This window comes from Candidatus Rokuibacteriota bacterium (genome assembly GCA_030647435.1).
Lineage (GTDB): Bacteria > Methylomirabilota > Methylomirabilia > Rokubacteriales > CSP1-6 > AR37.
Genome location: JAUSJX010000064.1, coordinates 36,744 through 56,842, shown reverse-complemented (window position 1 = coordinate 56,842; position 20,099 = coordinate 36,744). Strand labels below are relative to the sequence as shown.

Annotated in this window: 22 protein-coding genes and 1 pseudogene; 11 read left to right on the top strand and 12 right to left on the bottom strand. The window is 66.8% G+C overall.

The window, feature by feature from the left end; all coding sequences use genetic code 11:
- Positions 1 to 113: 113 nt before the first annotated feature.
- A complete protein-coding gene (locus Q7W02_11750; GenBank protein ID MDO8476838.1) occupies positions 114 to 1,304 on the bottom strand; it encodes a hypothetical protein in 1,191 nt (396 codons plus the stop codon).
- 396 nt (positions 1,305 to 1,700) lie between these two features.
- Between Q7W02_11750 and Q7W02_11745 the strand changes: the two genes are divergently transcribed.
- On the top strand, positions 1,701 to 1,934 hold the full coding sequence (locus Q7W02_11745; protein MDO8476837.1) for a hypothetical protein: 234 nt from the start codon (positions 1,701 to 1,703) through the stop codon (positions 1,932 to 1,934).
- Positions 1,935 to 1,959: 25 nt separating this feature from the next.
- Here the strand turns inward: Q7W02_11745 and Q7W02_11740 are convergent, their stop codons facing one another.
- Entirely contained in the window at positions 1,960 to 2,208 is a 249-nt protein-coding gene (locus tag Q7W02_11740; protein ID MDO8476836.1) for a hypothetical protein, read from the bottom strand.
- A gap of 270 nt (positions 2,209 to 2,478) precedes the next feature.
- On the opposite strand from Q7W02_11740, the pseudogene Q7W02_11735 reads away from it, so the two are divergent.
- From Q7W02_11735 to Q7W02_11715, 5 genes and pseudogenes are all read left to right on the top strand, one after another.
- Positions 2,479 to 2,967, top strand: a pseudogene (locus tag Q7W02_11735) (tyrosine-type recombinase/integrase).
- A gap of 215 nt (positions 2,968 to 3,182) precedes the next feature.
- Positions 3,183 to 3,983, top strand: coding sequence for a hypothetical protein (locus tag Q7W02_11730; GenBank protein MDO8476835.1), 801 nt, complete (start codon positions 3,183 to 3,185; stop codon positions 3,981 to 3,983).
- An 89-nt stretch (positions 3,984 to 4,072) separates the two neighbouring features.
- Positions 4,073 to 4,717: a hypothetical protein gene (locus Q7W02_11725; GenBank protein MDO8476834.1), complete on the top strand. Its 645-nt coding sequence runs from the start codon at positions 4,073 to 4,075 to the stop codon at positions 4,715 to 4,717.
- Positions 4,718 to 4,868: 151 nt separating this feature from the next.
- Complete coding sequence (locus tag Q7W02_11720) at positions 4,869 to 5,102, top strand: hypothetical protein (protein MDO8476833.1); 234 nt, start codon at positions 4,869 to 4,871, stop codon at positions 5,100 to 5,102.
- Positions 5,092 to 5,361 (top strand): hypothetical protein, encoded by a 270-nt coding sequence (locus Q7W02_11715; GenBank protein MDO8476832.1) that lies wholly within the window; start codon positions 5,092 to 5,094, stop codon positions 5,359 to 5,361. Before Q7W02_11720 ends, Q7W02_11715 begins: the two co-directional genes overlap by 11 nt.
- 62 nt (positions 5,362 to 5,423) lie before the next feature.
- On the opposite strand, the gene Q7W02_11710 is transcribed toward Q7W02_11715, so the two are convergent.
- Positions 5,424 to 5,807, bottom strand: coding sequence for a hypothetical protein (locus Q7W02_11710; GenBank protein ID MDO8476831.1), 384 nt, complete (start codon positions 5,805 to 5,807; stop codon positions 5,424 to 5,426).
- Between the two features lie 369 nt (positions 5,808 to 6,176).
- Positions 6,177 to 7,436 (bottom strand): glycosyltransferase, encoded by a 1,260-nt coding sequence (locus Q7W02_11705; GenBank protein ID MDO8476830.1) that lies wholly within the window; start codon positions 7,434 to 7,436, stop codon positions 6,177 to 6,179.
- Positions 7,437 to 7,551: 115 nt separating this feature from the next.
- On the opposite strand from Q7W02_11705, the gene Q7W02_11700 reads away from it, so the two are divergent.
- Together Q7W02_11700 and Q7W02_11695 are read left to right on the top strand one after the other, a co-directional pair.
- The gene (locus Q7W02_11700; GenBank protein MDO8476829.1) at positions 7,552 to 8,190 is read left to right on the top strand and encodes a post-COAP-1 domain-containing protein; all 639 of its coding nucleotides are present in this window, start codon (positions 7,552 to 7,554) and stop codon (positions 8,188 to 8,190) included.
- Positions 8,191 to 8,476: 286 nt separating this feature from the next.
- Positions 8,477 to 8,659: an SDR family NAD(P)-dependent oxidoreductase gene (locus Q7W02_11695; GenBank protein MDO8476828.1), complete on the top strand. Its 183-nt coding sequence runs from the start codon at positions 8,477 to 8,479 to the stop codon at positions 8,657 to 8,659.
- A gap of 141 nt (positions 8,660 to 8,800) precedes the next feature.
- On the opposite strand, the gene Q7W02_11690 is transcribed toward Q7W02_11695, so the two are convergent.
- Genes Q7W02_11690 through phnD form a run of 5 tightly spaced genes read right to left on the bottom strand, consistent with a single transcriptional unit; the run spans position 8,801 to position 12,865 of the window.
- Complete coding sequence (locus Q7W02_11690) at positions 8,801 to 9,466, bottom strand: hypothetical protein (GenBank protein MDO8476827.1); 666 nt, start codon at positions 9,464 to 9,466, stop codon at positions 8,801 to 8,803.
- A complete protein-coding gene (gene phnE / locus Q7W02_11685; protein MDO8476826.1) occupies positions 9,463 to 10,272 on the bottom strand; it encodes a phosphonate ABC transporter, permease protein PhnE in 810 nt (269 codons plus the stop codon). Before phnE (Q7W02_11685) ends, Q7W02_11690 begins: the two co-directional genes overlap by 4 nt.
- Entirely contained in the window at positions 10,272 to 11,063 is a 792-nt protein-coding gene (gene phnE / locus Q7W02_11680; protein ID MDO8476825.1) for a phosphonate ABC transporter, permease protein PhnE, read from the bottom strand. Before phnE (Q7W02_11680) ends, phnE (Q7W02_11685) begins: the two co-directional genes overlap by 1 nt.
- Entirely contained in the window at positions 11,060 to 11,824 is a 765-nt protein-coding gene (gene phnC / locus Q7W02_11675; protein ID MDO8476824.1) for a phosphonate ABC transporter ATP-binding protein, read from the bottom strand. Before phnC ends, phnE (Q7W02_11680) begins: the two co-directional genes overlap by 4 nt.
- Before the next feature lie 15 nt (positions 11,825 to 11,839).
- A complete protein-coding gene (phnD, locus tag Q7W02_11670) occupies positions 11,840 to 12,865 on the bottom strand; it encodes a phosphate/phosphite/phosphonate ABC transporter substrate-binding protein (GenBank protein ID MDO8476823.1) in 1,026 nt (341 codons plus the stop codon).
- 132 nt (positions 12,866 to 12,997) lie between these two features.
- On the opposite strand from phnD, the gene Q7W02_11665 reads away from it, so the two are divergent.
- Genes Q7W02_11665 through Q7W02_11655 form a run of 3 tightly spaced genes read left to right on the top strand, consistent with a single transcriptional unit; the run spans position 12,998 to position 15,947 of the window.
- The gene (locus Q7W02_11665) at positions 12,998 to 14,521 is read left to right on the top strand and encodes a class I adenylate-forming enzyme family protein (GenBank protein MDO8476822.1); all 1,524 of its coding nucleotides are present in this window, start codon (positions 12,998 to 13,000) and stop codon (positions 14,519 to 14,521) included.
- Complete coding sequence (locus Q7W02_11660; protein MDO8476821.1) at positions 14,518 to 15,528, top strand: zinc-binding dehydrogenase; 1,011 nt, start codon at positions 14,518 to 14,520, stop codon at positions 15,526 to 15,528. Before Q7W02_11665 ends, Q7W02_11660 begins: the two co-directional genes overlap by 4 nt.
- Complete coding sequence (locus tag Q7W02_11655) at positions 15,525 to 15,947, top strand: PaaI family thioesterase (protein MDO8476820.1); 423 nt, start codon at positions 15,525 to 15,527, stop codon at positions 15,945 to 15,947. The genes Q7W02_11660 and Q7W02_11655 overlap by 4 nt, the downstream gene beginning before the upstream one ends.
- Before the next feature lie 23 nt (positions 15,948 to 15,970).
- Here the strand turns inward: Q7W02_11655 and Q7W02_11650 are convergent, their stop codons facing one another.
- Genes Q7W02_11650 through Q7W02_11640 form a run of 3 tightly spaced genes read right to left on the bottom strand, consistent with a single transcriptional unit; the run spans position 15,971 to position 20,085 of the window.
- Complete coding sequence (locus Q7W02_11650; GenBank protein ID MDO8476819.1) at positions 15,971 to 17,311, bottom strand: amidase; 1,341 nt, start codon at positions 17,309 to 17,311, stop codon at positions 15,971 to 15,973.
- A 33-nt stretch (positions 17,312 to 17,344) separates the two neighbouring features.
- On the bottom strand, positions 17,345 to 19,387 hold the full coding sequence (locus Q7W02_11645) for a TRAP transporter large permease subunit (protein ID MDO8476818.1): 2,043 nt from the start codon (positions 19,385 to 19,387) through the stop codon (positions 17,345 to 17,347).
- Positions 19,384 to 20,085 (bottom strand): TRAP transporter small permease subunit, encoded by a 702-nt coding sequence (locus Q7W02_11640; GenBank protein MDO8476817.1) that lies wholly within the window; start codon positions 20,083 to 20,085, stop codon positions 19,384 to 19,386. The genes Q7W02_11645 and Q7W02_11640 overlap by 4 nt, the downstream gene beginning before the upstream one ends.
- Between the last annotated feature and the right edge of the window lie 14 nt (positions 20,086 to 20,099).

Below are 20,099 nucleotides of genomic sequence, written 5' to 3'. Positions count from 1 at the left end.
AAGGTCGTCTGCGCTATACAGTCTGTAGCCATCGAGTCTCCTCTCATTTGTGCGTCGAAGCGTCCAGTCACCGCTTCTATAGCACGCTCGCGAGACTCGGTGGCTCTTTTGTCTCATCTTTCGTGAATAATCCAGGCTAGGGCGGCGAAGGCCGCCTCCTCTTCTGGGACGGCGAACCCGCAGTGATTGTGGTCGCGGATGGCCCGCTGCACGAGGAGACTGGACGTGCCCTGCGTTGCCGCGCGCTGCGCGTAGATCTGCTCCATCGACAATGGCACGAACAGGTCGCCGATGGTGTGGATGCTGAGCACCGGGATGCGGAAGTTCGCGAGGATCGGTGAGATGTTGGCCAGCCCGTTCGGGTGGCGACCCTGCGGGTCCTGCGTCACCCGGAGCACCGTCGCATTGAGCACGATCTCGTCCGTCGACAGCGCGGGATCCGAGTCGATCTGATAGACCGCCGTGCTGTTGTCCTGGACGTTGCCGGGTGCGACCCCGATGTTCCCTCCCGTGACACCGACCGTGAAGAGGAAGTTGCCCCACGCGGCGAACGAGGTCGCGAACGCGGGCCGGGGGCCGCCGGAGATGTTCTGCGTCACCCCGCGCAGCTTCTGGCCCTGGAGGTTGAGCACGAAGGGGTACGGGGAGCCGAGCGCGGTCTTGACGACCGGAACTACCGCCGTCTGATAGTTGGTGGGGAACGGGAACTGCGCCTGCACGCCCGCCAGCGCCTCGGCGACGAGGTTGAAGTCGAGGAAATAGTCGAACAGCTCATTGTCCCCCATCACGCCGCACATCGGGAGCGCTCCGACGTAGGCGTGGGGGTACTGCTCGATGGCGACCCCTGTGATATGCCCGCCCATCGAGTGCCCGGTGATGTACGCCCGCGCGGGGTTGCCGACCAGGCCGTTGAAGAGCTCACCGAGCGCGTGCGTGTCCTTCACGCCCTGCTTGACGTCGTAGCCGTTCTTGCTGTAGCTCGACGCCGCCCACGCATAGCCGTGCGTCACCAGCCACTGGCGAATGCGGGGGTTGTCGATGGTGAGCTCGAGCCCGGTCCCCCGGAAGCCGTGCCCGTACAGCACGAGTTCGCCGTTCCAGTTGGCCGGGACCTCGATGCGGTAGCCGGCGCCGCCGTGCACACCCCAGTAGCGCGCAGTGGTGGTGTTCGGGAGCGCGTCGAACGGCAGCTTCGACTGGTCCACGAAGTAGGCAGGAGGTGGTCCGGCCGCCGCGACCCCGCTGACCACCACGACTGCCACGAGCAGTGCTGTGATGCCTGCCACGAACCCCCGCTTGGTCATGGATTGCCTCCTCTTACCCTCGGCAGGACGCCGCGCCGCCAGGGGCGCCGGCCGCTGTCCGAGACTGGTGGAAAGGATGGGGTAGGACAACTTGCTTCCGCTCATTCCTGCGCATGCCGGCTTGCTTGAGCCTCTGCTGATGGTGGGCGCTGAGCTTCTTAGAGGTATTCCAAAGCATCAGGAATAGAGACCCTTCGCGCGCGCTGTGAGCTGCGCGGCGGCATGCGCCCCTGTCGAAAGTGCGCCCGTGGGCTTCATTGCCGATCCGAATACACCGCGGATGCAGACAGAGTCAAGCGCGAAGTTGGGGCCGCCCCGCGGGTCGGGGCAGGCCCGGACGGCGAGGTCGGGCACGCGCGCATCAGCGCCGCCCAAGTCCAGGCGCGCGGTGTACCGGTGGCGGAGATGGACGTGCCGCCCAACTACGGCGCGCGATACGCGGCGGATTTCCGCCGCCTCTACGCCGGCGTCGCGCGCACGCACAAGGCAGCGTTCATGCCCTTTCTCCTCGACGAGGTCGCCGGCAACCCTCGGCTCAACCAGCCTGACGGTATCCACCCGACGGCGGAAGGCTACCGCATCGTCGTGGACCACCTCTGGCCCCACCTCAAACCCATGCTCACGCGGTAGGGGAGGATCCCGCGGCGGGTGGGGCTCATGCGAGACGGCGCCGGATCCAGGCCGAGGCCACCTCGGACAGGGCGACGACGCCCAGGATCACCAATAAGATAAGGCTGACCCGCGCCCACTCGAGCCCCAGGATGGCTTCGTTCAGCACGAAGCCGATGCCGCCCGCCCCCACAATGCCGAGCACCGTCGACTCGCGGATATTGATGTCCCAGCGGAACACGCAGACGCCGGCGAACACCGGCCGGATCTGGGGCACGATGCCGTAGAGGAGCACGTGGAAGCGGCCGGCCCCGGTGGCCGAGCCCCGCCGGGCGCGATGTATCTGATTGCGCGCAATCCTCCCGTCCGCACGATGGTGGCTGGATTTCTCTTGTACGCTCCCCGGCGGTCGACTATCTTCGAAGCCCACGAATAAGAAGGAGTGGCGGGTATGAGCACGGTCGCCCTTCGGTCGAGCAGCGGGTGGTCCTACCCCGTCTTGTCGGCAGGTGCTCTCGCGGGGGCCCTCGCCGTCCACCGTCCGCCGAACCGGGGTAACTTCACGGGCCACAAGGACCGGGTGACGATGCTGCCGGCCGCGGTCAAGGCCGCCCTGACCACCCACCTGGAAGGCGCTCGCGAGCAACACCAGGCCGACCTCCGCCCCGGCGCCGGCTGGGTCGAACTGCCCGGCGCGCTCCTGCGCAAGTACCCGAACGCCGGCCGCGAATGGGGCTGGCAATGGGTCTTCCCGGCCAGGCGTCTCTACGTAGAGCCCGTGACCGGCCAGCGGCGCCGCCACCACCTCCACGAATCCGTGCTCCAGCGGGCGGTGAAGGATGCGGTCCGTGCCGCCAGGATCGCCAAGCCGGCGACGTGCCACACCTTCCGTCACTCGTTTGCCACCCACCTGCTGGAGGAGAGCCACGACATCCGCACCGTCCAGGAGCTTCTTGGCCACCAGGACGTGAGCACGACGATGATCTACACCCACGTCCTCAACCGGGGCCCGGCCGGGGTCCAGAGCCCCGCCGACCGGATGTTCCTGTGCTGAGCCTCGCTCTTCAGCAGCGATATCAGATATCCGAGCGGGATATCCTGCAGCGCCTCGCGGTCTATCAGGGGACGCGGGGCGGGGGGCCTACGCAAGGGGGCGGGAATTCACGCGTCCCCTTGCCGCGTCGGGCTCATCGGCCGTGATATACAGAACTACGCAGTCAGGTAACGCTGTTCAGGCGACTTCGCGTTAGCTTCAAAGGGAGCGCACGAGTGCCCGACAAAACATTCCTCGAGCAGTATCCGCTATACCGGAGGTTCCGCGTAGAAAGGATGCCGAACAACGCCGACGATCTGCCGAAGCCGGCGATCAACATGGCCTGTCCAAAATGCGCTTCCCACCAGACGTTCCTGATGACCAACGAGAGCCATGAACTGCTTCAGTACACGAATTTCCCCGTCGCAGGTATCACGTTCCGCGCGGTTTACGTGTTCACTCACTGCCAGGACTTCCAGCGCGTTTTCTACGTCAAGGTGGACGAGAAGAAACAGTGGTTCATGAAGGTCGGCCAGTTCCCATCGTGGGAGGCCGAGGGAGAACCTAACCTAGAGAAGCTGTTAGGGGAACATGCCGAATATTTCCGCAAGGGCTTGGTGTGCGAGTCTCAGGGATATGGCATTGGCGCGTTCGGCTACTACCGCAGAATCGTCGAGGAGGTAATCGACGGGCTTCTCGGCGAGATCTCGGGGTTGATGAGTGGTGACGATCTCAAGCAGTTCAGTGTAGCCCTAGAGAAGACCAAGAAGACGATCGTCACGCAAGAAAAGATTGAACTGGTCAAGGATTTATTGCCTCTAATCCTCCGACCGGATGGCATGAATCCGCTGTCCGTACTGCACACTGCACTGAGTGAGGGTTTGCACGCTGAGTCGGACGAGACCTGTCTAGAACACGCCGGCGTGGTCAGGGAGGTTCTAGTATTCCTAGTCAACCAAGTGGCGGCGAGCCAAGCTGCGTCGAAGAGCTTTAGTGACAGCATGCGTCGGCTCTTGGACAGGAAGCGGTCAAAATGAAGCTAACTTTTGGCTGGAGCGGGCGGGCGAAGCCCGCCGCTCAGCCATGGCGTTAGCTGGCAGAATGGGCATGTTGAGGAGCCACTGAGGTGTCGTTTCTGATCGTGCCGGGCGCTGGCGACTTTCGCGACCTCTTGCGCGAGCTTCGGCCGTCCCCAGGTTATTGCGTCTTCGGGGACATCGTCGGCTCCACTTCATTGAAAGAGCGTGGTCTGTCGGATTGGGTTCGCTTGATTTACAACGCTTTCGCAACCGTTCAGGGGTGGCTGGCGGAGATCGGCGCACCGCTGAAAGGACTCGGAGACTCTTTGATGTTCTTCGCGGAGCGAGATGACTTTCGGAATCGTGGAATGACGCCACTCGGTCTCTTTGCTCGCCTCGCGAGTATCGCCGCCGAGGGAACTGGAGAACCGATCCTGCCGGTGAGGATCGGCGCCTGCTATTGCGAGGAGTCCTACGATATCTCTTTCCTACCGAACGCGCGCGACGTCTACGGACGTGACATCGACCTTGCAGCGAGGCTGGTCGCGATTGCGGAGGAGGGTGAGGTAGTCATCAACGCGCCGTTCGCTCACCAGATTCAGGCAGACTATGGCAACGTCGGCAACCAAGACGACTTCACCGAAATTACCCGTCTCGTAGGCCCCTGGCCCGTTCGACCAAAGGGGTTCACCACGGCCGTGAGCGTTTACAAGCTTCCTGCCTCGACATCGGGGCGCGCGCGTGCCAGCTAACCTCACGTTCGACCGGACCGCTGGCTCGCATTTGCTCGCCGCGGCCGGTCAACGTGCGCGTTACGCGACAGCGGTGTTGCCGGGAAAGACGCGGACTCAAGAAAAGCTCAAGGGTGGCGCATGGCTGACGGACCAGCCATAATGGAGGCCGATGCCCTTCGAGATCGTTCGCGACATTTCACAGATCGAGACGATCGCGGTAGGGAGACGCATCCGGGACCTCCCGAGGCTGCGCAGGCTCTATGGCACGGGTCGGTGGCGGAAACTCAAGGGGGTGGCCCTGGTCCGATTGCGAAGCGGAACGGTACGCCGCGCGGAGGTGCACTGGTATGAGGCGCATGGTTTCGGCAGGAAGGAAGTCAAGCGGAAACGATATGTCGACTAGACCACGGAAGGCACGTCGTCGTCAGGCGGTTACGTTCGTGGTCTGCGTCGAGAACTCGGGGTACCCCGCGTCATTGGAACTACACAAGATCTACCGCGTCCTCCCCGATCAAGACGCGGCGCGGGAGGGCGACCTTCGCGTCGTTGACGAGAGCGGCGAGGACTATCTGTACCCGGCGGAATGGTTCGCGGCCGTAGAGGTTCCGCGTCGGGTCAGAGCCTCACTTCTTGGTCGGCCGGCTCGCCTGCAGTCCGCATAAGCCCGGCATGCAGCCGACGGCCTTCGGCCGCGGCTGATACTGGCGTTAGACAGCGCGAAGACTCAACGGTCTAGCACATGGCCACCAGGCTCGTTCACGAGGAGCGAGAAGTAGGACGCTCCACGACGCCGGCCGGCAAGGGCCGCGAAGCAGAGTGTCAGGATGCCCAGGAGGATCAGGAGCAGCTTGAGCGCGGCGCTGCCGAACTGCTGCAACAGGAGGTAGAAGATAACACCGGACAGCCACTCGTGATACACGACTGGATCGAGGGTCGGGACATAGGCGAAGGGGTCCTGAGTGGGTGGCCACCCCCGGAGCAGCGTCTCCCGCCCCATGGCAATTAAGCCCCACAGGTCGAGGTCCACGACAGTGTGCTGTGCGAAGGTGAGAACCGCCATGGCTCCCACTGCGAGCGTGCCGAGGACAATGAGCAGTTTCTTGATCATGGTCTTCGCTATCCTACGTCCTGGCGCGGGACGGCTAGCACCTTCCGGCGCACTCCCCGATAGCGGGCGGTACCTCACCGAGACGGGCGCCGACCCGCCGAACGCCCTCGCACGCTTCGAGCGACGCGGGGCTCGCCTGCCGCGCCTTGATGAATTCGCCGAAAGCGGCCTCGAAGCGCTTAGGCGCGTTGGCGACATAAAGGCCATTATCAGACCGGGCCGGGGCCGGCGGGCGCCGACGGCGGGGTGGGTGAGCCGTACCTATCCGTCTCCTGGCGTCCGGCAGACGGGAGCGTGGCGGGACCGGGCAGGCCCGCCTGCCGACGGGCAGGTCGTGTCTGCCGACAGGTTCTGACAGGGGCACAATGGCTACATAAACAGGCGGCCTCCCGGCCTCAATGAAGTAAAGTAGTCGACGTGCTGTTTACGCGACACTTGTTCACTGTAGCGCTCTTCGGCGATCTGACGCGCTCGGGTAGCCACGCGCTGATACAGAGTGGGATCGTCCCACAGCGCACAGACGGCGTCGAACCACGGCTGGACCTCCTCTTCGCTGGGGAGCCGAAAGGTCTTGAACGTCAGCCAGTCGGGGATGGGCAATACCCGTCCGCCCCCACCAGCGGAGAAATCCCCGCCGATAACCTGGGGCAAGGACCCGCGGTTGCTGACAATCGCGGGAATCGCGTTGATCATCGCTTCCGCCGCCACCCGACCGAACGGCTCCTCCCACACCGAGGGCACCAGGAGGATGCGGGTCAACGCGAAGAAGTCGGCCGGGGTAGGAACGGGCGGCGCGGCCATGATCTGCGGGTACTTGCTGAAGTCGATGCCGGGAATGGCGTTCAGCGAGCCGCCGCTTTGGCCGGATTGGATGACCAGGATGGGGATGTCCGGTCGCCTCGATCCCAGCATGTCGGCCAGGCGTGCGAACAGCAGCAACCCCTTGTGAGGCGCCGGGTGGACGAAGGTTACGAAGGCACGCGACTCCGTGGGCGCGATCACGTTCGACCACTCGATCGGCGGCTCGATGGGTGTGCTGATCAGCCCCACCTTCTCGCGGTAGAGATCGGTCAGGTATTGGCTGCACGTAAAGACGTGATCCGCGTGCTCGAAGTATCGCCGCTCGTAATAGCCGAAGCCCCGGACGGTAAAGACGGTTGTCACGCCACGTTTCCGGGCCATCGCCAAAGCCTGCTGGATCATCGGGTGCCCGTTGCAGGCGATCAACTGGTCCGGGGCAAACTCGTCCAGGAGCTGTTCGAGCAGTTCCTGGTACTGCGTGGCCTCCGCACGGTCGGGCCGCGATTCGTCGTTGTGGCGGGTCAGAAGCAAGGTGACAGGGACCCCGTCGACTGTGTAGTGAACGATGGGCCGGCCGGCCGCGCGGCGCTGTCTTTTGTTGGCCTGTTTCGCCATCCCGCGCTTCGCGGGGACGCGCGCCACCGGGACGCCAAGCTGGCTCAAGTGCTCCTCGATCGTGAAGGTGACGGGGCTCTCGAAGCGGGCCGTGGTGAGAACGTGGCAGGCATGGCCGGCCCCCGCCAGCCAGCGCATGATCGTGCGGAGGCTGTGCGTCAGGCCGGCGGTCGGGTCGCTGATGCAATGGTTATTGGCCAGGAGAAGCCGCACGGTAGTGAACATACGGACCGGGGAATGACGCGTCAACCTCAAAAACCGGGCTCCTTTTTCCGTGGGGGTCCCATCCAACAACGTTGAACGAGGAGTTCCTGAAAGGAGGACGAAGATGTCTCAGGACGTCCGTCACGCAGAGTTGCGGGAGAAGACGCAGCAGTTGTTGCAGGGGGCGCTCAAGCATGTTCGGGCGGCGGCGCTCGCCGCGGCGCTGGTGCCATTAGGCGCGGTGGCCGTGAGCCCGGCGGTGGCTCAGGACAGGTGCTGCGGCGGCTGCCCTCCCGCCGTGCCGTCGCCCTGCGACTTCGTCACCAGCGGTGGCTTCGTCGTTACAGACTCCAACGTGATGGCGAACTTCGGTGTCCACGGGGGATGTAAGAAGGGCAACTTCTGGGGCCACGTGAACTATGTCGATCACGGCACCGGCTATCACGTGGACAGCATCCAGATCACGGGATACGTGGACCCGTCCCCTCCATCGAACACCCGCGATATCTGCGGCGTGGCCACGACCAACGTGAGCGAACCCCCCGTTCGGTTCCGTGTGCGACTCATTGACAATGGCGAGCCTGGCACCAATGACGGGTTTGGCATCCGGCTCTCCAATGCGTACCACGTCGCCACGCGCCTGCTGGGCGGGGGCGGGCCGGGAGGCGGGAATATCGATCTGCACGACCCGAACCCGTCCACGGTGGGGCCGGATCCGGCGCCGGACGAGTTCACCATGTGCGGCCTAGTCGGCGCGCCCTAGTCGTTTTCGGAGCCGCAACTGGCCCCGTAACCACTCGCGATCCCGAGCCGGGTGTCGGGGGTGGCTGCCGGGAGAGCCGGACGTCAGGTCGCGAGGGCGTGAAATTGAAAAACTGGGGTCGGGCTTGAGTATTGACGTCTTTGCTCGGGCCATCGATCCCTTGAACGGCCTCACCCAATTCGGATACGATCCCAACGGTAATCTCCTCAGCGTGACCGATACTTGGGGCAGCGCGACGACCTACACCTACGACCGACGGACCAGCTGGTGAGCGAGGGAGGAAGATATGCGACTTAAAGGGAAGGTAGCGATCGTCACGGGAGGCGGTCACGGCATTGGCGCCGCGTACTGCGAAGGCCTGGCGGAAGAGGGCGCCGCAGTGGCGGTCGCCGAGTTGGATGCGGACGCCGCACAGGAAGTCGCCGAGAAGCTCAAGAAGAAAGGCTACGAGTGCGCGTTGGCGACATAAAGGCCATTATCAGACCGGGGAGCGTAGATAACATAAAACCCGTTCTCAGTCATGGCCCGCCTCGCCCGAGCGTCCTCCCTCGGGACCTGCCTTGTCAGTGATTTAGGACTCGAATACCTCACCCTGCAGATTTCCACTTGATCAGCGCACTGGGCCTCGCCTCACCGACGGGCGCTCCGCGCCCCGTTCTAAGGCCCCCGCCCTTCCCCGAGATTCATTCTCTCGTTCGCTCGCCTTCATAGCCCTTTCTTCCGCCACCTCGGTCCGCTCCGATCTGACGCGCCCTCGTGCGCTCTTAAGCTCTGATTTCGTATCCCTAACGTCTTGAGAGGTTCCAACACCGTCGAGTTGCAGCGCTGATCTGATCGGCTTGAGCGACCATGCGACAAACCGGTCGACACTCGTCAGCATGGGTGGCCGGACACCGGCATCAAAGAGTCTCTCTGCAACTTGTTCCGAGAAGGTCTTGAGGAACTTGCCAGCCACACCTTCAAGCTCCGCAGAGAGCCCTTCAAGGCCCGCAATGAAGAGTTTCTGAAGACCTTTCCACGGTTCATCTGAGCCTATTTGAGCTTCTTCACCACCACCCGTGCCCTCTGGGGGCAAAGAAGCGGGTGGCGCCACCCGCTGGGCGGCCTTCGAAGCGAGGCGCACGATTACTTCGGGCTGTTCCTGGTGTCTGATTTCCGAATGAACAGACTCAAACATATCGACATAGTACCGCCGCTCGCTAGTGGTGAGATCTCGAAGTGAATCTATGACCGCCTGGGCAACAAGAGCCCGCAACCTGCGGCGCGTGGGGCTCATGCGAGACGGCGCCGGATCCAGGCCGAGGCCACCTCGGACAGGGCGACGATGCCCAGGATCACCAATAAGATCAGGCTGACGCGCGCCCACTCGAGCCCCAGGATGGCTTCGTTCAGCACGAAGCCGATGCCGCCCGCCCCCACGATGCCGAGCACCGTCGACTCGCGGATATTGATATCCCAGCGGAACACGCAGACGCCGGCGAACACCGGCCGGATCTGGGGCACGATGCCGTAGAGGAGCACGTGGAAGCGGCCGGCCCCGGTGGCCGTGACCGCCTCGACCTGGCCGCGGTCGATCTCCTCGATGCCTTCCGCGAAGAGCTTGGCGACGAAACCCAGGGAGCGCACGCCCACGGCGAGCGCCCCGGCCAGAGAGCCCGGTCCCACGATGATGATGAAGATCAGCGCCCAGATGAGCGAGTCCACCGAGCGGCTGACCACGATGAGCAGGCGGGCGAGCAGATAGGTGCCCCGATTGAATGTGGTGTTGAGCGCCGCGAGAAAGGCGACGGGCAGGGCCAGGAGGACGGCCACGGCCGTGCCGAGGGTCGCGATGTTCACCGTTTGCAGGAGCGGGTTGATGAGCGCGCCGGCGAAGGCCCAGTCGGGCGGGACCATCCGGACGAAGAGATCGGCGAGCTGGGCCGGGGAGTCGGCGATCCACTCCCAGCGGACCCCCATGCCGCGGGCCGCCCACACGAGCACCAGCGCGACGCCCAGGCGCGCCGCGAGCCGCGCGACGTGCTGGCCGCGGCTCCGGCGGGTCCAGACGGGCGGAACCGGCGGCGCCGCCGGATGCGTCATCACTGGATCTTCCTGCGGGCCCAGGCGCTCACCCACTCGCCCGCCGCGACGATCGCGATGATGACCAGCAGGATAGCCAGGCTGAAGTCGTAGTCGTAGCGGGAGAAGGAGTTGTACAGCGTCGTGCCGATGCCGCCCGCCCCGACGATCCCGATGATCGTGGACTGGCGGAGGTGGATGTCCCACTGGTACACGGTGAGCCCGATGACGCGCGGCAGCACCTGGGGCAGCACTCCGAACAGCAGCACGGCCCCGCGGCCCGCGCCGGTCGCGCGCACGGCCTCCACCTGGCCGCGGTCGATCTGCTCGATCTGCTCCGCCAGCAGCTTGCTGAAGAAGCCCAGCGAGTTGACCGTGAGCGTGAGCGTGCCGGCGAGCGGGCCGAAGCCCACGGCCTTGACCATGATGATGGCCACGATGATCTCGTGGAAGGTGCGCCCGAGGGAGACGATGCCGCGACCCGCCGCGTACACCGGCAGCGGCACCACGTTGCGCGCGGCCAGCACCGCCACCGGGATGCCGAGCGCCGTGCCGAGCGCGGTGGAGAGCGTGGCCATCTGGATGCTCTCCACGATGCCGTCCAGCAGGAGCCGCCAGCGGTGGAAGTCGGGCGGGAAGGCCCTGCCGAACACCGTCCCTGCGCGGGCCAAGCCGCGCTGGATCCGCGCCGGGTCCAGCTCGAGGCTCGCCGCGTTCCAGACGAGAAAGGCGCAGAGCGCGAGCCAGCAGGCCGGGCCCATCCACCGGCTGGGGAAGGCCGAGGGCGGCCGCCACGCCTGGAGCCGGCTCACGAGAGCGCCCGAGCCAGTTCGCCGGGGGCGCCGCCGTAGATGCGGTCGAGTGCGGCGCCGTCGAGATCGCCCGGTCGGCCCTCGAAGACCACGCGTCCCGCGTTGAGGCCGACGATCCGCTGGGCGAACCGCCGCGCGAGCGGCACGTCGTGGATGTTCACCAGGGCCGGGATGCGGTCCTCGGTGGCGAGCTGGGTGATGAGCGCCATCACGGCCTCGGCCGTCTTGGGATCGAGGCTGGAGGTCGGCTCGTCCACGAGCAGGATCTTGGGCCGCTGGACCAGGGCCCGCGCGATGCCGACCCGCTGGCGCTGGCCTCCCGACAGCGCGTCGGCCCGCTTGTTCTCCATGCCCTCGAGCCCGACGCGCCGGAGCGTATCGAACGCCAGCGCCACGTCCCCGGCGGGGAAGCGGCGCCGCCAGGCCTGCCAGAGCGGGACGTAGCCCAGCCGCCCGGTGAGCACGTTCTCCATCACGGTGAGGCGCTCGACGAGGTTGAACTCCTGGAAGATCATGCCCATCTGCCGCCGCGCGAGCCTGAGCCCGGCCGGCGCGAGCGTCGTCAACTCGAGGCCGTCGAGCGTGACCGAGCCCGAGTCGGGCTCGACCAGCCGGTTGACGCAGCGGATGAGGGTGCTCTTGCCGGCGCCCGAGGGCCCGATGACGAAAACCACCTCGTGGGCGCCGACGGCGAGCGAAACCCCGCGAAGGGCCTCGTCTCCGGCGGGATAGCGCTTCGTGAGCCCGGAGACTTCGAGCACCTGCCGGGCGGGTCCCTACTCCCCGCCTTTTCTCGGCGGCGCGGAGAATTTCTTGTACTCGGCCGACTCGCGGGAGAAGACGACGCCGTTGGCGTCGAGCATGCCCGCGACGGCCTCCCAGTCCTTCCTGTAGTCGATGGGGACGAAGTGGGTGGCGTCGCGGAAGTCCTGGCCCAGGCTCGTGCCCTGGATCTTGAAGGTGTAGAAGGCCTCCTTGATCTTGGCGGCCAGCTTCGGATCAAGGGCGTAGTAGTAGGAGAAGCCCGCCGTGGGGAACACGGGCGAGGTGTAGACGACCTTGTAGTCCCCGCGCTTGACCACGCCGCGGTTCACCATGCGCTCGAGCACCGTGTCGGCCACCGGGGCGGCGTCGTAGTCGCCGTTCACCACGCCGAGGATGGAGTTGTCGTGCTTGCTCGAGAAGACGATCTCGTAATCCTTGCCCGGCACCACCCCGAGCCTGGTGAAGAAGAAGACGGGCGCCTGGTGGCCGGAGCTCGAGGTCTGGGAGACGTGGGCCACGCGCTTGCCCTTGAGGTCGGCCACCGAGTTGATCCTGGCGTCGTTGCCGCGGGCGATGACGACCATGTGGTAGCCGCGCGGTCCCTTGTCCGTGGCCATCTGGGCGAAGGGCACCGCGCCGGCCACGTTCACGGCCCAGACCACGCTGCCGGTGGAGTAGCCCGTGACGTGCAGCCGGCCCGAGCGCATGGCCTCGAGCTGGGCCGCGTAGTTCTGGGGGCCGAAGTACTGGACCTTCTTGCCGGTGACCTTCTCGATGTGGCGCAGCAGGTCGGCGAAGACGGGGCCGTAGACGGCCGGGTCCTCGACCGGGACGTAGGCGAAGACGAGCGGGTCGGGATTGAGGAGCTTGGCGGGGTCCTTGGGCGGGTCGGCGATGCCATCGCCGTTGTCGTCGCAGTAGATCGGGTCAAGCTTGCCGCGGGGGGCGCAGCCCTCGGCCGCCGCCGCGAGCGCCGCAAAGCCGGCGATCAGCACGATGAGCGCGGCCAGGGCGGTCAATCGCCGCCTCACTCTCATGGCTCCTCCCTGTTTGGATCGCATCTGGGCATCTCGAGGGCTTCCGGGGTCGGATACTACCACGCCCGCTCCGTCCGGGCGCGGCGGCCCTCGGAGCGGCCCCAGCCAAGTGGTGTATATTCAGCAGTCCAGATGACCCAACCCGTCAACCTGGGCGACTTGCTCGACCGGTCTCGACCGGCCGGCGCTACGGCGCTGATCGACTGCCTCGACTGGGAGCGGCCTCGCGAATACTCCCACGGCGAGATCCACCGCTTGGCCGATGCCTGCGCGCGGGGCCTGCGCGCGCGCGGCCTCACGCGGGGGGACGCGGTGGCGATCCTGGCCGGGAACCGCGCCGAGTTCCTCGTCGCCTACTTCGGGACGATGCGCGCGGGACTGGTTTCGGTCCCGGTGAACCACAAGTTCCCGCGTGAGACGATCGACTTCGTGATGCGGGATGCGGCCGTGAAGCTCGCGTTCTGCGACGGCGAGCGCCGCGCGCAGGTTCCTGCCGGGATCCCGCTGGTCGACTTCGATTCGACGGCGGGCGACGGCTTCGAGGCGCTCCTGGACCACGGGGACTTCGCCGCCGTGCGCCCCGCGGCCCGTGAGACGGCGATGGTGCTGTACACCTCAGGCTCGACCGGCCGGCCCAAGGGTGTGCCGCTCTCCCACGACGGCCACCTCTGGGCGGTGCGGTCGCGTGTCGCCGCGGGCACGGGCCTCGACCGGGAGCGCTTCATCGTGGCGGCGCCGCTCTTCCACATGAACGCGCTTGGCACGAGCAAGGTCGTGTTCGCCGCGCACGGCGGCATCGTTTTGCTCCCGCAGTTCGACGCCCGCCGGTACGTCGAGGCGATCGGCCGCTTCGGCGTCACGTTCCTCACCTCCGTGCCGACGATGCTGGCGCTGATCCTCCGCGAAACCGACACCCTCTCGCGCACGGATCTATCCTCGGTGCGCGTGGTGAGAATGGGCTCGGCGCCCACGACGCAGCAGCTCATCGACGCGGTCAAGAAGGCCTTCCCCGGCGCGGCGGTCTCCTACATCTACGGCACCACGGAAGCCGGCCCGGTCATGTTCGGCGCGGATCCGGATGGCCGACACCAGCCCGACCTGGCGCTGGGCTGGCCGCGGCTGGACGTGGAAGTCCGCCTCGTGGGCCCGGATGGCCGCGATGCCGACGAGGGCATGCTCTGGATCCGGACGCCCGCCAACATGACGGGCTATCTCAACCTTCCCGACAAGACGAAGGAAGTCCTCACGCCGGACGGCTGGTACCTCTCCGGCGACGTCTTGAGGCGCGACCCGACAGGCGCGTACTACTTCGTCGGACGCGCCGACGACATGTTCATCTGCGGCGGTGAGAACATCTATCCGGGCGAGGTCGAGGCCATGCTCGAGCGCCACCCCGACATCCTCCAGGCTTGCGTCGTGCCGATCCCCGACGAGATCAAGTACGAGAAGCCGTTCGCCTTCGTCGTGACCCGGGACGGCAGCCGCCTCCACGATGACGACGTCAAGCAGTACGCCCTCGCGCATGCGCCGGCCTACCAGCACCCGCGGCACGTGGTCTTCATGCCGGCGCTGCCGCTCGCCAGCACCGGCAAGGTGGATCGCGTGGCGCTCCGCCGGCTGGCGCTCGAGCACCGCCAGGTGGAGACGAAAGCATGAGAGCCGCGGTCATCTACGAGCACGGCGGGCCCGGGTCCATCAGGATCGAGCCGGCTTTTCCCGATCCGCTCCCGGGGCCCGAGGACGTCGTCATTAAGGTGCGCGCCACCACGCTCAATTACCACGACATCTTCACGCGCCGTGGCATGCAGGGCATCAAGGTGCCCATGCCCTGCATCATGGGCGTCGACTTCGCCGGCGAGATCGTCGAGACCGGCGGCGCCGTGACGGGGTGGAAGGCCGGCGACCGGGTCATGGTCGATCCGGTGGACAGGGTCGGGCCCGGCGGCCTCATGGGTGAGATGTGGCACGGCGGGCTCGCCGAGTACTGCCGCGTGCCGGCGCACCACCTGGTCGCGCTCCCGGAGGACGTATCGTACGAAGCCGCCGCGTGCCTGCCCGTGGCCTACGGCACGGCCGTGCGCATGATGCACACCATCGGCGAGGTGAAGCAGGGGGACAAGGTCCTCATCCTCGGCGCCTCGGGCGGCGTCGGCACCTGCTGCGTCCAGCTGGCGAGGCTCCGCGGCGCGGAAGTGATCGCCTGCGCCAGCAGTGACAGCAAGCTCGCGCGTCTGAAGGACCTGGGCGCCGCGCATGCCCTCGACTACACGAAGCACGACTTCGTGAAGTGGGTCTACGAGACCTTCGGCAAGCCGCACCGGCGGAAGTTCAGCGGCGGCGTGGACGTGGTGGTCAACTTCACCGGCGGCGAGACGTGGGTGCCGTCGTTGAAAGTCCTGCACCGCGGGGGCAAGGTGCTCACGTGCGGAGCCACGGCGGGCTTCGATCCCAAGGAGGACCTTCGCTTCATCTGGACGTTCGAGCTCAAGATCCTGGGGTCGAACGGCTGGACGCGGGAGGATCTGTCCACGCTCCTCGCGCTGATCCAGGAGGGGCGGCTGAAGCCGGTCATCGACTGCGAGCTGCCGCTCGCGGAGGTGAACGAGGCGTTCCGGCTCCTGGAAGACCGCGAAATCTTCGGCAAGGTCGTCGTGCGCCCGTGAGCGACGCCGGGCTCTCCGTCGAGCAGATCCAGGCCATCTTCGACGCCTCGCCCTTTCTCGGCTTCCTGCGCCTCCGGGTCGTCGCGCTCGACCACGACGCGGCCACGCTGACGGTGAGCATGCCGATGAGGCCTGAGTTTGAGCGGCGGCTGGGAACCGGGCAGTTCCACGGAGGACCGATCGCAGCCTTCATCGACGCAGTCGGCGACTTCGCGATCGGCATGGCGGTGGGCGGAGGGGTGCCCACGATCAACCTCCGGATCGATTACCTGCGGCAGGCGGTCGGCGGCGTCCTGACGGGCACCGCGCGGGTTCGCCGGGCCGGGCGCACCGTGGCCCTCGTGGACGTGGACGTCTACGACGAGCAGCGGGCCCTCGTCGCCGTCGGCCGAGGCACGTACTCGCCCCAGCTCAGCTGAGCGCGGCTCGGTCCTCCTGGAGTTCAGGCGGCCCCGGCCCGGGCCACGAGCCACCGCGCGGTGCGCAGCAGCCGCGCGTCGCCGTGCCGCGGACCGACCAGCTGTACGCCGAGCGGCAGGCCGTTCGCGCCCTGCATCAGCGGCACGCTCAACGCGGGCATGCCGCACAGCGTCCACAACGTGCAGAAGGCCGGATCTCCGGTCGAGCCGAGGCCGCGTGGCGCGGTGCCGGCCGCGGCCGGAGTCAGGATGGCGTCATAGCGCTGGGCGAACAGCTCCGCGAAGCTGTCATTGAGCGCCGGGATGCTGGCCAGCGCGCGCAGGTAGTCGACCGCGCGCACCTCTCGCCCTCGCTCAAGCTGCGCGTAGAGCGATGGGGATAGCCGGCTGCGCCCCTCCTCCCACTCCCTGCGGAAGCTCGCGGCCATGTCGGCTTCCATGATGACCCGGTGCCACTCGAACGCCTCCTCGGACGCAGCGGACAGCTCGAGCTCCTCCACGCGGTCGCCGAGGTGATCGGTCAGCTCGGCGAGGGCCTCCCTCGCGTCGCCGTCGACGCGGTCCCAGCGCGGTGTCTTCACGAACGCGAACATCGGCGAGATCGGCGGCTCCTCGGCCGCGACCTCAACGAGCGGCATGCGCGCGCGGGGCCGCGTGTCGGGGTCGCGCTCGTCGTAGCCCACGAGCTGCTCGGTGAGGAGCGCCACATCCTCGATGGTGCGGGCGAAGACGCCGACGTGGTCGAGCGCGCGGGACAGCGCGAGCGCTCCAGCGCGCGGGATCAGTCCGTGGGTGGGCTTGAAACCGTACACGCCGCAGAACGACGCCGGGCGGATGACCGAGCCGTTGGTCTGGCTGCCGATCGCGAGCGGCACCATGCCGGCGGCGACCGACGCGGCCGACCCGCTGGACGAGCCGCCCGGGGTGTGCTCGCTGTCGTGCGGGTTGCGCGTCTTGCCGGCGGTGTACGCGGCCAGCTCGGTCGTCACGGTCTTGCCCATGATCACCGCGCCCGCCCCGCGCAGCGCCGCGACGGCGGCCGCGTCAAGGGAGGGCGTGCGACCGGCGTGCAGGACGCACCCGTTCTCGGTCGGCATGTCGGCCGTATCGAAGATGTCCTTGACGCCGATCGGCACGCCATGCAGCGGCCCGATGGGCTGCCCGGAGAGCCGCCATTGGTCGGCGCGGCGAGCCTGGTCGAGCGCGTGGTCAGGATCGAGAAACGACCAGGCCTGGACCTGCGCGTCCCTCTCGCGCACACGCGCCAGGCACGCCTCGACCAGCTGCTCCGAGCTGATGGCGCCCTCGCGAATCAGGCGCGCCGCCTCCGAGGCCGAGAGCTGGTGAAGGCCCTTCAGATCCATCACACGTGCCCGTCCGTCCGGCCGCACCGCCGCTTACTTGCCGTAGAGGAACTCCGGCAGCCAGAGCGTCATACCGGGCCAGATGTACATGAACCCGAGGCAGATGCAGACGATGATCATGTACGGCATCATCCCCGCGAAGATCTGGTTGAGCGTGACGTGTTTCGGCGCCACGCCCTTGAGATAGAACGCCGACATCGCCACCGGCGGCGAGAGGAACGCCGCCTGGAGATTGACCGCCACCATCGTGCCGAAGAGGATCGGGTCGACCTGAAAGTGGGTCAGGAGCGGGATGAAGATCGGGCAGAAGATCACGATGATTTCCGTCCACTCGAGCGGCCAGCCCAGCACGAAGATGATGACCTGCGACAGGAACAGGAATCCGAGCGGCGAGAGGTTCATGCCGAGCACCCACCGCTCGATCAGCCCCTGGCCCCCGTGCAGCGCGAAGACGGCGGAGAAGAGCGCGGACCCGACGAAGAGCCAGCACACCATGGCGGTGGTCTTCGCGGTGAGGAAGGTCGATTCCTTCAAGGTCTGCCGGAGCTCCGGTGAGCTTCTGAGGTTCAGAAGCCCGGGTGCAACCGTCCCCATGAACGTCCCCCCGATCGAGGCCGATACGAGCAGCGACGCGAAGTCTTCGCCGTTCCACCACCCGAGCGCGACACCGACGATGGCGCCGGCGAGGCTCCACCAGCCGACCTGACGCGGGAACTTGGTCAACACGGCGAGATACAGCGCGCCGAGGGCGCCGATCGCCGCGGACTCGGTCGCGGTGCAGATCCCGAACAGGATCACCGCGAGCACCACCACGGTGAGCACGCCGAGCGGCACCACCGAGATGCACAGCTCCTTCAGGATCTCGAGCTGCTCGCCGTCCATGCGCCAGAAGTAGACCAGGAGCAGGAGGAGGGAGCCTGCGGCGAATCCCCAGAACCACGCGTAGAAGTGCTCGGGGATCTTCCCCGCCGTCGTGTCCGCAGGCGCCGCGAGCGACGTCATCTCCTCGGGCGGGCTGTCGGCCTTCTTCGGGGTCTGCGTTGCATCCGGCTCCTGCGCCGCCGATCCCAGCTCCTGGGGCTTCTCCGGCTCCGCGGGGGGTCGGGTCGCCGCCTTCGGCGCGTCGGGTGGCGTGGCCTGCGGGGTCGGAGCGGTCGCGACCACCGCGGCCGCCGGCGCGTTGTAGACGGCCACGTACCACCAGGTCGCGGCGAGGGTGCCGACCGTCAGCGCGACCGGCACCAGTATCGTTACCACGCTGTTGAGGATCGGGCGATAGCCCAGCGGCCCCCCGTCCGGTCTCGTGGCGTGGCGCACGAAGCCCGGGCGCACGGCGGCCGCGAGCACACCGAGCACGACGCTCCGCGAGCGGCCACGCTCGAGCCGCTGGAGCCACTCCGGCACCGGCACGCGGTACTGGTCCGGCGGCAGCTTGGGCGCGATCTTCGGGTTGATGATCGCCCAGCCGAGGATGTAGACGAGATACAGGAACGTGAGGAAGAAGCCCGGGAGCATGGCCGCCGCGTAGAGCTTGACGATGGACTGACCGGCCACCGCAGCGTAGACGATGAGCATGACCGACGGGGGGATCAGGATGCCGAGCGTACCGCCCGCCGTGATCGCCCCCGCGGCGAGCCTCACGTCGTAGCCGGCATTGAGCATCGGCCGCAGCGCGATCACGCCCATGAGGACGACGACGGCGCCGACGATGCCGGAGGCGATGCCCCAGAACGCGCATACGAGAAGGGTCGTGACGGCGAGCGAGGCGGGGACGCGGCGGAAGGCGAGCTGCACGCTGTGGAACATCCGGTCCACGAGCGCCGCCCGCTCCATGACGTATCCCATGAAGACGAACAGAGGCACCGACAGCAGGGTGTCGTTGGTCATGACGCCGTACGTCCGCTGCACGATCAGGTCGAAGGCCCGGTTGTCCCACCAGTGATGACCCGGAATCCAGAACGCGATGTAGCCGAACATCATCCCCAGCCCCATCAGCGTGAATGCGGTCGGGAAGCCCATCATGATCGCGATCACGATGAGGCCCAGCATCACCAGGCCGAGACTCGGGTCGCTCACGGGTCCTTCCGCTCGCTCTCGTCCACCACGGTCCGGTGGCGCGCGGCCTCGTCGATCGCGTGCGCCCCCTCCATGGCGACGCGGCGTGACTCTTCGTCCACGTACTCGCTGTGGGACAACTGGGTGTCGATCACGTCGATCTCTTCGACGTCCTCGAGCCGCGCGGGCCAGGCGCCGGTCCGGATGCAGACGACGCAGCGGATGATCTCGGCCAGCCCCTGGAGCATCACCAGCGCGCCCGCGATCGGGATGACCGACTTGAAGTGGTAGATGGGGGGGCCCTCTGCGGTCACGGTGGAGTGCTCCCCGATGCGCCAGGAGTCGCCGGCGTACCCGTAACCGGCGTACATGAGCCCCAGGATGCCCGGGATGAAGAACAGGAGATACAGGGCGAGGTCGAGCGCCGCCTGGGCGCGCGGACTCAGATAGATGTACACGAAGTCGGCGCGTACGTGTCCGGCCAGCGCCAGCGTGTAGGCCCCGCACATCATGAAGAGCGTGCCGTAGAGCATACTGTTGAAATCGAAGATCCAGGCCGTCGGCGCATTCAGGATGTACCGCTTGAAGACTTCGATGGAGACCACGAAGGTCAGAGCCACGATCAGCCACGCGAACGCCTTGCCCGACCAGTAGCTGGCCTGGTCGATGGCTCGGATCACGCGAAGGGCGTTCATCGGCGGAGAAAACCGGCCAGCCATCCGGCGCGCGCCGG